13 protein-coding genes and 2 tRNA genes are annotated in these 11,704 nt (G+C 64.0%); 11 read left to right on the forward strand and 4 right to left on the reverse strand.

Annotated elements, in window-relative coordinates; all coding sequences use genetic code 11:
* The first annotated feature begins 160 nt into the window (after positions 1 to 160).
* The 10 genes from DIZ22_RS07125 to DIZ22_RS07170 all read left to right on the forward strand — a co-directional run bounded on the left by DIZ22_RS07125 (position 161) and on the right by DIZ22_RS07170 (position 10,173).
* A complete protein-coding gene (locus tag DIZ22_RS07125) occupies positions 161 to 646 on the forward strand; it encodes an RNA pyrophosphohydrolase (RefSeq protein ID WP_048937250.1) in 486 nt (161 codons plus the stop codon).
* A gap of 41 nt (positions 647 to 687) precedes the next feature.
* Positions 688 to 1,587 carry a DUF481 domain-containing protein gene (locus DIZ22_RS07130; protein ID WP_048937168.1) on the forward strand — a complete coding sequence of 300 codons (900 nt, stop codon included), beginning with the start codon at positions 688 to 690 and terminating at the stop codon, positions 1,585 to 1,587.
* 41 nt (positions 1,588 to 1,628) lie between these two features.
* On the forward strand, positions 1,629 to 2,846 hold the full coding sequence (locus DIZ22_RS07135) for a hydrolase (protein WP_048937169.1): 1,218 nt from the start codon (positions 1,629 to 1,631) through the stop codon (positions 2,844 to 2,846).
* Between the two features lie 16 nt (positions 2,847 to 2,862).
* Positions 2,863 to 3,882, forward strand: a complete 1,020-nt coding sequence (locus tag DIZ22_RS07140; RefSeq protein WP_037506629.1) for an arginine N-succinyltransferase — start codon at positions 2,863 to 2,865, stop codon at positions 3,880 to 3,882.
* Entirely contained in the window at positions 3,879 to 5,138 is a 1,260-nt protein-coding gene (locus DIZ22_RS07145; protein ID WP_048937170.1) for an N-succinylarginine dihydrolase, read from the forward strand. Before DIZ22_RS07140 ends, DIZ22_RS07145 begins: the two co-directional genes overlap by 4 nt.
* Positions 5,139 to 5,167: 29 nt before the next feature.
* The gene (locus DIZ22_RS07150) at positions 5,168 to 5,389 is read left to right on the forward strand and encodes a hypothetical protein (protein ID WP_029547748.1); all 222 of its coding nucleotides are present in this window, start codon (positions 5,168 to 5,170) and stop codon (positions 5,387 to 5,389) included.
* A gap of 123 nt (positions 5,390 to 5,512) precedes the next feature.
* The gene (locus DIZ22_RS07155; protein ID WP_010337851.1) at positions 5,513 to 6,421 is read left to right on the forward strand and encodes a histidine kinase; all 909 of its coding nucleotides are present in this window, start codon (positions 5,513 to 5,515) and stop codon (positions 6,419 to 6,421) included.
* 166 nt (positions 6,422 to 6,587) lie between these two features.
* Positions 6,588 to 7,034 (forward strand): TadE/TadG family type IV pilus assembly protein, encoded by a 447-nt coding sequence (locus tag DIZ22_RS07160; RefSeq protein WP_240626825.1) that lies wholly within the window; start codon positions 6,588 to 6,590, stop codon positions 7,032 to 7,034.
* Positions 7,031 to 8,674, forward strand: coding sequence for a TadG family pilus assembly protein (locus DIZ22_RS07165; RefSeq protein ID WP_122928063.1), 1,644 nt, complete (start codon positions 7,031 to 7,033; stop codon positions 8,672 to 8,674). Before DIZ22_RS07160 ends, DIZ22_RS07165 begins: the two co-directional genes overlap by 4 nt.
* Before the next feature lie 47 nt (positions 8,675 to 8,721).
* The gene (locus DIZ22_RS07170; protein ID WP_122928772.1) at positions 8,722 to 10,173 is read left to right on the forward strand and encodes a cobyric acid synthase; all 1,452 of its coding nucleotides are present in this window, start codon (positions 8,722 to 8,724) and stop codon (positions 10,171 to 10,173) included.
* 57 nt (positions 10,174 to 10,230) lie between these two features.
* On the opposite strand, the gene DIZ22_RS07175 is transcribed toward DIZ22_RS07170, so the two are convergent.
* The 4 genes from DIZ22_RS07175 to DIZ22_RS07190 all read right to left on the reverse strand — a co-directional run bounded on the left by DIZ22_RS07175 (position 10,231) and on the right by DIZ22_RS07190 (position 11,066).
* Positions 10,231 to 10,307, reverse strand: a tRNA-Arg gene (locus DIZ22_RS07175).
* A 121-nt stretch (positions 10,308 to 10,428) separates the two neighbouring features.
* Positions 10,429 to 10,611, reverse strand: a complete 183-nt coding sequence (locus DIZ22_RS07180) for a hypothetical protein (protein WP_048937173.1) — start codon at positions 10,609 to 10,611, stop codon at positions 10,429 to 10,431.
* 92 nt (positions 10,612 to 10,703) lie between these two features.
* Positions 10,704 to 10,883 carry a hypothetical protein gene (locus DIZ22_RS07185; RefSeq protein WP_004207303.1) on the reverse strand — a complete coding sequence of 60 codons (180 nt, stop codon included), beginning with the start codon at positions 10,881 to 10,883 and terminating at the stop codon, positions 10,704 to 10,706.
* A 106-nt stretch (positions 10,884 to 10,989) separates the two neighbouring features.
* A tRNA-Arg gene (locus tag DIZ22_RS07190) sits at positions 10,990 to 11,066 on the reverse strand.
* Positions 11,067 to 11,204: 138 nt separating this feature from the next.
* On the opposite strand from DIZ22_RS07190, the gene DIZ22_RS07195 reads away from it, so the two are divergent.
* A complete protein-coding gene (locus DIZ22_RS07195) occupies positions 11,205 to 11,696 on the forward strand; it encodes a hypothetical protein (RefSeq protein WP_048937174.1) in 492 nt (163 codons plus the stop codon).
* Positions 11,697 to 11,704 lie beyond the last annotated feature (8 nt).

Raw genomic sequence — 11,704 nt, forward strand, 5'->3', positions numbered from 1 at the left:
TTCCAAATGAATTTTCCGCGCCCTTCCGGGAGATGCCCGGCAAATCCGATGAATGTCGATTCGGCCAATGGACGCGCGCATCGCCGCCGCCTATTCTGGAGCCCAATACACTAGCCATGCGCCGCCAACCGGCCATGGCTGCAGCGATGCAGGGAAAGACATGGCGTCGATGCCAGATAATGCAGAACTGAATTACCGGCCGTGCGTCGGGATCATGCTGGTCAACATGGCGGGCAAGGTCTTCGTGGGTCAGCGCCTCGATAATGTGGTGGAAGCCTGGCAGATGCCACAGGGCGGGATCGACGATGGCGAAGACGCCAAGACGGCAGCGCTGCGTGAGCTGGGCGAAGAGACCGGGATCACGCCCGAACATGTCGAAATCATCGCCAAGAGCCGCGACGAGCATTTCTATGATCTGCCGCCTGAACTGATCGGCAAGCTGTGGGGCGGCAAATATCGTGGCCAGCGCCAGATCTGGTTCCTCGCCCGCTTCCTGGGCAAGGACAGCGATATCGACATCCGGACCAAGCATCCCGAATTCCGGGAGTGGAAATGGGCTGCGCCCGAAACGCTGCCGGAGCTGATCGTGCCGTTCAAGCGCAAGCTTTACCGCGACATATTGCAGGAATTCCACGACTTGATCTGATGGGGGCTTAAAATCCCCGGTCGGTTCGCTATGACAGCGGCATGCGTCACTGTCTGGCTATCCTGCCCCTACTCTTTGCCACCCAGGCTTGGGCCAATGCGCCTGCGCTGCTGCCGCCATCCGTCCGCGAGATGCTGGAGGCGGCGATTGCCAATGGCAATGAGACGGAAATTGCGACCGTCGCCAAGATCGCCAAGCAGACCAATCCGCAATCGGCCGACCAGATCCAGCAGATGGTCAACAGCTGGAAGGAACGAACCAAGGCGACCCATGACACGGTGATTCGCGAGGCACGCTTCACCGAATTATGGACCGGCAAGCTGGAAGCCGGCGGCTTCCGCTCGACCGGTTCGACCAGCGAAATCGGCATCAGCGCCGCGGCGCAGGTCAAGCGCGAAGGGCTGGAATGGAGCCATAAGCTCAGCGCCACGGTCGATTATCGCCGCGCCAATGGCGTCACCTCGCGCGAGCGCTACACCGCCAGCTATGAACCGCGCTATCAGTTCGACCCGCGCGGTTTCGCCTATGGCCTGACCCAGTTCGAACGCGATCCCTCGATCGGCTATGACGAGCGCTACACCGCCTCGGCCGGTATCGGTTACAAGGTGATCGTCAGCAAGCCGATCGACCTGTCGCTAGACTTGGGCCCGTCCGTCCGTCATGCCAAATATGTGATCGGGCCGCGCGAAACCAAGCTGGGCGCGCGTGCATCTATGGACCTGGCCTGGCGTCTGGCGCCCAATGTCACCTTCAAGCAGACCGCTGCAGGTTACGCAGAAACTGACGTATTTTCAGTCAATTCTCTGACACAGTTACAAACCAAGGTGAGCACCCGCCTGTCCGCTGGCCTGTCCTATACGGTGCAGTATGAGTCGGAGACCCTGCTGTCCGCGCGCGACTTCGACACGCTCAGCCGCCTGACCCTCAGCTACGATTTCTGATCGGGGTGGAGCAGGCGCCCGCGCTCTGATAGACCTCCGGGATGAACGGCACCCACCCGCCCGTAACAGCCCCTGAAACCGCCCTGCTGGAACAGGCCGCCGCCGCGCCGATGCTGGCACAGGTCGAGGCATGGGCCAGCATCAACAGCGGATCGCGCAACCTGACCGGGCTCGCCACCATGGCCACCACGCTCGCCGACGCCTTTTCGGTGCTGCCGGGCGCGATCGACCTGATCGACCCCGATCCGGTCGAGACCGTGGCGCCCGATGGCCGCACATCGGTGATCCGCCATGGCCAGCATCTTCGCCTGACCGTCCGCCCCGATGCGCCGGTCCAGTTGCTGCTGACGGGGCATATGGATACGGTCTTCCCGGCCGATCATGCGTTCCAAACGCTTCGCTGGCTGGAACCCGGCATTCTCAACGGCCCCGGCGTCGCCGACATGAAGGGCGGCATCGCCGTCATGCTCGCCGCCCTGACGGCAATCGAGCATAGCGAGGCGCCCCGGACGCTCGGCTATCAAGTCGTGATCAACAGCGACGAGGAAGTCGGCAGCCCCTCCTCCGCCGCCCTGCTCCGTCAGGCCGCAGCCGGCAAGCGCGCCGCCTTCACCTATGAACCGGCCCTGCCCGATGGCACGCTTGCCGGCGCGCGGGCGGGCAGCGGCAATTTCTCGATCATCGTCACCGGCCTCAGCGCCCATGCCGGCCGCAACCCGGACGATGGCCGCAATGCCCTGCTCGCGGCCGCCGACCTCGCTTTGCGGCTGAAGGCCGGCAGCGGCAGCGGCTTTTCCTGCAATCCCGCCAAGATCGACGGCGGCAGCCCCAATAATGTCGTGCCCGACCATGCCGTGCTGCGGGTCAATTTCCGCCCGCGCACGCCGGACGATGAAATCGCGGCCCGCGCCTTGCTGGATCGGGCCATGGCCGATGTCGCCCGCGACCATGGCGTCAGCCTGCATCTCCACGGCGGCTTTGGTCGCCCGCCTAAGCCCATGGATGCCAAGGCCGAGCGCCTGTTCGGCCTGGTCAGGCGCTGCGGCGCGGACCTCGGCCTCGACATCGGCTGGCGCGACACCGGCGGCGTGTGCGACGGCAATAATATCGCGGCCTGCGGCGTACCGGTGGTCGACACCATGGGCGTGCGCGGCGGCAGCATCCACAGCGACGCCGAATTTCTGATCAGCGACAGCCTGGCCGAGCGCGCGCAACTGTCCGCGCTGGCGCTGCTGCGGATCGCCCAAGGACAATATTGAGAGAGAGGACCGCCTTTTGAGTTTCTACATGCGCACCGCGCGAGCGGACGATCTGCAGACCCTGTATGAAATGGCGAAGCTGACCGGGGGTGGCTTCACCAACCTGCCGCCCGATCGCGCCGCCCTGACCGCCAAGCTGGAGCGCACCGAACAGGCGCTCAGCCGGCAGGATGGCGGGATCAAGGATGATCTGATCGTCCTGGTTCTGGTCAATGCGCAGACCGGCCAGGTGCGCGGCACCTGCCAAATCTTCAGCACCGTAGGGCAGAGCTGGCCCTTCTACTCCTATCGCTTGGGTGTCCTCACCCAGCATAGCCGCGAACTGGCCCGCACCTTCCGCGCCCAGATGCTCTCGCTCACGACCGATCTGGAAGGATCGACCGAAGTCGGCGGCCTCTTCCTCCATCCGCGCGAACGGGCCGAGGGGCTCGGCCTGCTGCTCGCGCGCAGCCGCTATCTCTACATCCGCAACCATCGCGATCGCTTCGGCGACCGGGTGATTGCCGAATTGCGCGGCGTGATCGACGAAGCGGGCGGCTCGCCCTTCTGGGACGGCCTTGCCGGCCGCTTCTTCGGCATGAATTTCCAGGAGGCCGACGAGTTCAACGCCGTCAACGGCAACCAGTTCATCGCCGACCTGATGCCCAAGACGCCGATCTACACCGCAATGCTGACCGACAGCGCCCGCGCCGTCATCGGCCTGCCCCATCCCAATGGTCGCGCGGCTATGCGGATGCTGGAGACCGAGGGCTTCACGAACGCCGGCTATGTCGACATTTTCGACGGCGGCCCGACCATGGTGGGTCAGATCGACCAACTCCGCACCGTGGCCCAGGCACGCGACGTCACGCTGGCGGCCACCCATGACAAGGGCGGCGACAAGATGCTGGTGTCGACCGGCCTGCTCGCCGATTATCGCTGCACCTATGGCTATGTGCAGGAGGGCGAGGATGGCAGCATCTCGCTCGACGCGGCCAGCGCCGCGCTGCTGCAACTGGACGTCGGACAGGCATTCACCATGGCGGGGCGGGCATGAGCGTGCGCGAGATCAATTTCGACGGGCTGGTCGGCCCCAGCCATAATTATGCCGGCCTCAGCCTTGGCAATCTGGCCTCGTCCCGCAATGCCGGCGCGGTGTCGCACCCCCGCACCGCAGCCCTGCAGGGGATAGAGAAGATGCGCGGCAATCTGCGCCTCGGCCTCGCCCAGGGTATTTTCCTGCCGCAATGGCGTCCTGACGGCGCCTGGCTCGCGACCCTGGGCACCGACATCAGCAATGCCGATCCGCATATCCGCGCTGCCGCCATGTCGGCCTCGTCGATGTGGGCCGCCAACGCCGCGACCGTCTCGCCGGCCGCCGACACAGCCGACGGGCGCACCCACCTGACCGTCGCCAATCTCGTCACCATGGCGCATCGCAGCCATGAATGGCCCCAGACCCTGGCGCAACTGCGCCTCGCCTTTTCCGACACCCGCGCCTTTGCGGTGCATGGGCCCATCCCCGCGCCCTTTGGCGACGAAGGCGCGGCCAATCATATGCGCCTGTGCGACAGCCATGGCGCACCGGGCGTCGAGGTTTTCGTCTATGGCCAGTCGGGTGGCCCCTTCCCCGCCCGCCAGCATGTCGAGGCCAGCAAGGCCGTCGCCCGTATTCACGGCCTCGATCCGGCCCGCACCCTGTTCGTGCAGCAGTCGCAGGAGGCGATCGCTGCCGGCGCCTTCCACAATGACGTCGTCGCCGTCGCCAATGAGCGCGTTCTCTTCACCCATGAACAGGCCTTTGCCGACAAGCAGGCCTTCTACGCCTCGTTGCGCACGCTGTTGCCGTCGGTGGAGATCGTCGAAGTGCCCGCCAGCGCCGTCAGTCTGGCCGATGCGATCAAGAGCTATTTGTTCAACGCCCAACTCGTCACCCCCCCCGATGGCACCATGGCGCTGATCCTGCCGAGCGAGGCGCAGGCCGTGCCGGCGGTATGGACCTGGCTGGAACAGATGGTTGCCGGCAATGGCCCGATCCGTCGCCTCATTCCCGTCGATGTCCGTCAGTCCATGGCCAATGGTGGCGGTCCCGCCTGCCTGCGCCTGCGCGTGGTCGCGGATCCAAAGGATATCGACCCGCGTTTCCTGGTCGATGAGCCGCGCCTGGATGAAATCGCCCGCATCGTTTCGGACTATTGGCCCGAAACCATTGCGCCCGACGACCTGTCCGACACGCGCCTTATTGCCCGGATCGAACAATCATGGTTAAGCCTTGTTGACCATTTGCAACTTTCGGGCGACTTAATGCCTTAGAAGATGGACGGAAGCCTCGGATGAGTCTGATGGAACGGATCAAACGCCTCTTCACGATCAAGACCAAGTTCGAGGCTTTTCTCGTGATCTACGCGCTCGCGCTGGGCGCCAGCGAGCGCGGCGTCGTCTATATGCATCAATATCCCGGCGTGGGCGGCCAGTTGCTTGCCCTCGCCTGCTCCGGCGCTGTCTTCATGGCGGGCGGAAAAATGCTTGATGCCCTGGAACTCCAGCGCAGTTACGGCTCTTGATACTATCTGAACACCATTGCTCGCAAAGCAACACCAGTTCGCCGCACATAAGGGATATTACGTAGCCGCCACCCGTTGGTGAGGGTCTTCGTGCCTGCACCCAGATTTGGGAGAGGGTCAACCATGCCGGACGACATAAGCGACAGGAGTGTCACCGCTGCGGAACTGGTCCGCAACTTTGCCCATTGGCGCGAGATCGGCGCGCGACACCCCCTGCTGATAACCCATCATGGCCGCGAAACCCATGTGTTCATGGGGCTGGACCGGTTCAAGGCGCTGGCCAGCCAGGACGAGTTCGACCAGAATCCGGATCGATTGCGCGAACTGGCCGTGCGCATGGCCCAGGGACTGATCCTGTGCCGCGCCGATTTTCGCATCGACCTGATCAATCCGGTCGCGCTGGCCATGGCACGTCGCTGGGACCGGCGGCTGGAAGGACAGATGCTTTGGGATGCGCTGCCAGAACTGGTCGGCACGCTGACCGAGGCGCATGCCCGGCATAGCCAGGTGTCTGGCGAAATCAGTGCTGCGGATATTCCATCCCCCTTCCGCGACGATAGCTGGCTCCACGTCGAAACCTTTCCCTTCGCCGACGGGATCGGCCTGCTGCTGCGCGACATCACGTCGGACGTGCAACGCCATCGCCTGGCCGACGTCAAATCGGCCATTCTCAAGGCAATGGGCATCCATGGCGGCGTCGGCTATGCCCGCCTCTCCAACCGGGGTTTCATCGAATATGTCGATGCCACCATCTGCACCCTGGTCGGGCTGCCCGAAGCCCGCCTGATCAATGCCTATATGACCGACCTCATCGCCCTGCCACAGCGGCCGCATTTCCGCCAGGAACTGGAAGCGGTATTGCGCGGCGAGGGCGACCGCCGCGTCCAGGCCCATCTGCTCACCAATGGTGGCGCCTTGCTCCCGATGGAAGGCGCGCTGGTCCAGTTGCGCGGCACCTACGGAACGGAGGGCGTTGTGCTGGTCATGACTCCGCCCTGCTTGAGCGAAAACGACCAAGCCGGATCCCAATGATGTAAAATCCAGCGGTCGTAGCGGATTTGTCCGTGTAGACCGTTCAGTATCACCCCAAAATGTCCGAAAAGCCCCAAAAATGCTGCCTCGGATTTACGCAATTCGCACAAAAGGTGCGTGAATTTCGCATACCGCTTTTTGAATGTTGCGCCTTTATTGGAGTGACATGCGGAACCTTCCTCTCCATGCGGTGCTTCGCCTCGCCCGACTGGGCCAGGCCATGTCCCGTCATGAGCGTGGCAGCGTGCTTGTCGAAGCCGCCTTCGCCCTTCCCCTAATGATCGTCCTGTTGCTCGGCATCCTGCTCTATGGCGGCTGGTTGATGACCGCCCATAGCCTGCAGCAGGCAGCCAATGACGCGGCACGCGCGGCCGTGGCCGGTATGACCGCCACCGAGCGTCGGGCGCTGGTCGACGAAAGCGTCAATGCCAGTCGCCCATCCTTTCCGCTGCCGGGCGCGCAGACAATCGGCGTCGCCGCCAATTCCAATAGCGGCTATTATACCGTCACCCTGACCTATAATCTCAGCAACGCACCGTTCTTCTCCGCTGCCATCTTCCCGATGCCCGCTACCCAGATCCAGCGGAGCGCCGTCGTGCGGATCGCGTCATGACCCGGACACGCAACCGCATGGCCCGCCTGCTCACCGACAAGCGCGGCGGCATCAGCGTCCTGCTGGCGGGATCGCTATTCATGCTCGCCGGCGCCGCAACGGTCGCCGTCGACCTGGGATCGGTCTATCTCGCCAAGCGCCAGTTGCAGGGCGTGGCCGATGCGGCTGCGCTGGCAGCCAGCAGTGGCGGACGATCGGCCGCCGAAGCGCTACTGACCAAGAGCGGCGTGCCTGGCGTGTCCCTGGTGGCGGTCCAGACCGGCTATTATGACCAGAATAGCGCAGTCGCGGTCGGCAATCGCTTCGTGTCGGGCGACCCACGCGCCAGCGCGATCCAGGTCCAGGTCCAGCGCCGCACCCCCCTATTCTTCGGCCGCCTGCTGGTCGGCAAGGATGGCGTCGATGTGCGCGCCCATGCCACTGCCGCGCGCTCCGATGCAGCGGCCTTCTCCATCGGCACCGGCCTTGCCTCACTCAGCGGCGGCCTACCAAACATGCTGCTGTCCGCCCTCGCCGGAACGGAACTCAATCTGTCGGTCATGGACTATCAGGGGCTGGCCAACCTAAACGTCGACCTGCTCCATTTCGCCGATGCGCTCAAGGTGCGCACCGGGCGCAATGATGCCGCCTATGGCGAGTTGTTCGGCGCCAATATTCCATTGTCCGACGTTATCGGCGCCATTGCCGACACTGCGGACAATAGTGGCACGGCCGCCCTGCTCCGCAATATCGGCGGCAAGCTGCCGGGCAAGAGCGTCCGCCTCAGCGATGTCATCGATCTGGGACCGATGAAGGGGACCGGCAGTTCGACCGGCCAGCCCAGCCTGCTGCTCGACTCCTTCTCGATGCTGCGCATGGTGCTGAGCCCGCCATCCTCGACCGCCGTGCCGCTGGACCTGACCCTGAACGTTCCGGGCCTCACCAGCACGCGGCTGAAGCTCATCACCGGCACCGGCCAGGCCAGCACACCCCTGATCAGCATCACCAACGACAAGAATTTCATTCTGCGCACGGCACAGACCCGCATCTTCCTGGAGAGCCGGGTCGCAACCTTGCTGACCGGGATCGCGACGATCCGCATCCCGCTCTATGTCGAACTGGCATCGGCCGAAGCGCAATTGTCAAATATCGTCTGCGATCAAGGGGCCATCAACAATGGCGTGACGCTGGCGGTCAAGCCGTCGATCGGCACGGCGGTGATCGGTGACGTCGATGAAGCCGCGCTCACCAATTTCTCGACGCCCGCCAATCCGCGTACCGCGACTCTGGCGTCGGTCCTCGGATCGCTGACCCAGGTCCATGCCTATGCCAATGTCGCGCTGGGCGGCGTGACTCAGCAGAATGTGCTGTTCACGCCCAGCGATATTTCGGGGCAGCAAAGCAAGACCGTCAGCACCCAGGATCTGACCCAGGGCGTCGCCTCCAGCCTGGCCAACCAGACCAAGGTCACGGTGACGCTCGCCGGCCTGCAACTGCCGCTCAGCCCCCTGATCTCGCCCGTCATGAGCCTTCTGGGTGAAACGGCGCAGATTCTCGACGGCTTGCTGAACAACCTCACCGCGATCCTTGGCGTGAAGCTGGGCACCGCGACGGTCAAGGTCCACCAGATGCGGTGCGGGATGCCGACGCTCGTCGCATGATGCGCTAAGCGCTTGCCATCATTGCCGCCGGCTTGCAGGAACAGGCCATGGGCGCAATCATGCTGCAGGGAACCGGATCGGACGTCGGCAAATCGGTGCTGGTGGCGGGGCTATGCCGCGCCCTCCTCCGCCGGGGTTATCGCGTCCGGCCATTCAAGCCACAGAATATGTCGAACAATGCAGCCGTCACCGTGGACGGCGGCGAGATCGGCCGCGCACAGGCGCTGCAGGCGATCGCCTGCGGGGTCGAGGCACATACGGACATGAACCCGGTGCTGATGAAGCCCCAGGCCGACCGGACATCCCAGTTGATCGTCCATGGTCAGGTGCGCGGCACATTGGGCAGCGGTAATTTCCGCAGTGCCCGCGGGCAGTTGCTGGGCGCCGTGCTGGAAAGCTATGAGCGGCTGAAAGCGCAATGCGACATCGTCGTCGTCGAAGGCGCCGGATCACCGGCCGAGATCAACCTGCGCGCCGGCGACATTGCGAACATGGGCTTTGCCCGTGCCGCCGATGTGCCGGTGCTGCTGGTCGGCGATATCGATCGGGGCGGCGTCATCGCGGCGATCGTCGGTACCAGGGCCGTCATCGATCCGGACGATGCCGCGATGATCCGCGGCTTCCTGATCAACAAGTTCCGGGGCGACCCGGCACTGTTCGAGGATGGCTATCGCCAGATCGAGGCGCTGTCGGGCTGGCGCGGCTTTGGTGTCGTCCCCTGGCTGGAGGATACCGCCCGCCTGCCCAGCGAGGATGCGGTGGTGCTGGAGCGGACAGCACAGCCCGGAACCGAGCGCACCATCATCGCCTGCCCCATCCTGCCGCGCATTTCCAATTTCGACGATCTCGACCCGTTCAAGCTCGATCCTGGCGTGGAATTGCGCATGGTGCCGCCCGGCCAGCCGATACCGGCCAAGGCCGCGCTGATCGTCCTGCCCGGCTCCAAGGCGACGATCGCCGACATGGCGGCCATGCGCGCGCAGGGGTGGGACATCGATATCTTGGCGCATCATCGCCGCGGCGGCTCCATCCTGGGCATTTGCGGCGGATATCAGATGCTGGGACGCCATATCGCCGATCCTGACGGTATCGAGGGACCGGCGGGCACGGTCGAGGGCCTGGGGCTACTCGACGTCGAGACGCGACTGTCGGCGGGCAAGCGGCTGGAACGGGTCGAAGGCGTGGCGCTGGGCGCTGCCTTTGGCGGCTATGAGATGCATATCGGCGAAACGAGTGGCCCCGACAGCGACCGGCCCTTCGCAAGTCTTGGCGGCAATGCAGATGGCGCGATCAGCGCCGACGGCCGGGTGATGGGCACCTATGTCCATGGCCTGCTCGCCAGCAGCCCGCTGCGTGCGGCCCTGCTTGCCCGGCTGGGCGTCGATGGCGGCGTGGCGGATTATGATCGGTCGGTCGACATGGCGCTGGATGCGATCGCCGCCCGGCTGGAAGAGCATCTGGACATCGACGCGATCGTCGCCTTGGCGCTCAGTCCTTAAACGCCAAATGGGCCGGAAACCTTGCGGCTTCCGGCCCATTTTATTCCTGAGAAGGAATGGTGCACCCGGAACGATTCGAACGTCCGACCCTCAGATTCGTAGTCTGATGCTCTATCCAGCTGAGCTACGGGTGCGTTGTGGAGGCGCAGATATAAGGGCCCGGCTGATCTGGCAACCCCCAAAAATCATCAATGTGAAATTTATGCGAAAATCGCCGACAAAAGCCAGTATTTCCGGGACTTGCCTGTCGCCGCCTTACCGCTTGCGGCGCGGCCAGGGATGGAGAATCGGAATATAGATGGCGGCAACGATGCCCAGCGCCAGGAAAGTGAGGCCGATCGCCAGCGCAATCACCCAGTAGCGCGGGTCTTCCTGCGACACGAACCAGCCAGCAACGAGTGACGGGATGAACAGAAGGAGGCGTGCGATCCAGACCATGGATATTCCCCGCATGTCGAACGATGCGATGATCCTAGCATGCCGACTTCGGCAGGGAAAATAATCTGGAAGCCGCTTGGGCCTCCGATCGGTCATTCCCGATAGGGTGGCCGCAGCCGCATGCCCTTGGTCCGGCTGGTCAAATGATATTGGCGACACAGGGCGCAGCGATAAGGCCGCAGGACGATATCGGCCCGATGGACGACCGCCCAGGCTTCCTCCTCCGTGGCATAGCGTGCCTTGCGGGTGCAGATGCCCAATGTCGTGCGCATGACGGAATGCTTCTTCAGATCGCGCCCGGCGTCAATGCCGATTGACGCGGCAAAATCTCAAGCAACCAGAGTGAGTTGCGTTCGATTGTTCAGCGGTGAAGGAAAATGGTGCACCCGGAACGATTCGAACGTCCGACCCTCAGATTCGTAGTCTGATGCTCTATCCAGCTGAGCTACGGGTGCGTTGGAGTGGCGCTGTTAGAAGCGTCCGGCGGTGCTGGCAAGCACTTTCTTTCACTTTTTTCGACAATGCCCCAACCATGGGCGTTTTCGGCAACTTCCCGGCGGGCTGATCGTTTCGACGCTGGAAAGGATGCCGACATGAGCTTCACACCCAATGAGATTGCGCTGCTGCTGGTGGCGCTGCTGGCCGGCCTGGTGCTTGGCCTGATGATGAGCGGCCGGGGCAAATATAAGCGGCTGTGGCGCGAGGAGCAGAGCGCTCACCATCATGCCATCCGGGATCGCGATGCGCGGCTGAATGCCGCCAACGAGCGGATCGCCGAACTGGAGCAGCAGTCCGCCCCGATCGGCCCCGGCACGGCCACCGCCGTAGCCGGCGGCGTGCATGGCCGCGATGACCTCAGCCGCATCAACGGCATCAGCCAGACGCAGGAGGTCGCGCTCAACGAGGCGGGCTATCATCGCTATGGCCAGATCGCGGCGCTGAATGGCGAGCAGGAAGCGACGCTGGAAGCCCGCCTGGGCCTCAAGCCCGGCACGATCGCGCATGAGGACTGGCGCGGCCAGGCGCATGATCTGGAACGGGGCGAGAAGCCGGGCCTGCTGAGCCGCCTCACCGGCCACGCCTGACTGCCTGA

This window comes from Sphingobium sp. LF-16 (assembly GCF_003711185.1).
GTDB classification, from domain to species: Bacteria; Pseudomonadota; Alphaproteobacteria; order Sphingomonadales; family Sphingomonadaceae; genus Sphingobium; species Sphingobium yanoikuyae_A.

Bases quoted from the DNA above. Each gene is read 5' to 3' on its own strand.
- DIZ22_RS07185 (WP_004207303.1), bottom strand. From the start codon at position 10,883: ATGCGCACGACATTGGGCATCTGCACCCGCAAGGCACGCTATGCCACG.
- DIZ22_RS07145 (WP_048937170.1), top strand. From the start codon at position 3,879: ATGAGCGTGCGCGAGATCAATTTCGACGGGCTGGTCGGCCCCAGCCAT.
- DIZ22_RS07125 (WP_048937250.1), top strand. From the start codon at position 161: ATGGCGTCGATGCCAGATAATGCAGAACTGAATTACCGGCCGTGCGTC.
- DIZ22_RS07150 (WP_029547748.1), top strand. From the start codon at position 5,168: ATGGAACGGATCAAACGCCTCTTCACGATCAAGACCAAGTTCGAGGCT.
- DIZ22_RS07130 (WP_048937168.1), top strand. From the start codon at position 688: ATGCGTCACTGTCTGGCTATCCTGCCCCTACTCTTTGCCACCCAGGCT.
- DIZ22_RS07195 (WP_048937174.1), top strand. From the start codon at position 11,205: ATGAGCTTCACACCCAATGAGATTGCGCTGCTGCTGGTGGCGCTGCTG.
- DIZ22_RS07170 (WP_122928772.1), top strand. From the start codon at position 8,722: ATGGGCGCAATCATGCTGCAGGGAACCGGATCGGACGTCGGCAAATCG.
- DIZ22_RS07155 (WP_010337851.1), top strand. From the start codon at position 5,513: ATGCCGGACGACATAAGCGACAGGAGTGTCACCGCTGCGGAACTGGTC.
- DIZ22_RS07165 (WP_122928063.1), top strand. From the start codon at position 7,031: ATGACCCGGACACGCAACCGCATGGCCCGCCTGCTCACCGACAAGCGC.
- DIZ22_RS07180 (WP_048937173.1), bottom strand. From the start codon at position 10,611: ATGGTCTGGATCGCACGCCTCCTTCTGTTCATCCCGTCACTCGTTGCT.
- DIZ22_RS07160 (WP_240626825.1), top strand. From the start codon at position 6,588: ATGCGGAACCTTCCTCTCCATGCGGTGCTTCGCCTCGCCCGACTGGGC.
- DIZ22_RS07135 (WP_048937169.1), top strand. From the start codon at position 1,629: ATGAACGGCACCCACCCGCCCGTAACAGCCCCTGAAACCGCCCTGCTG.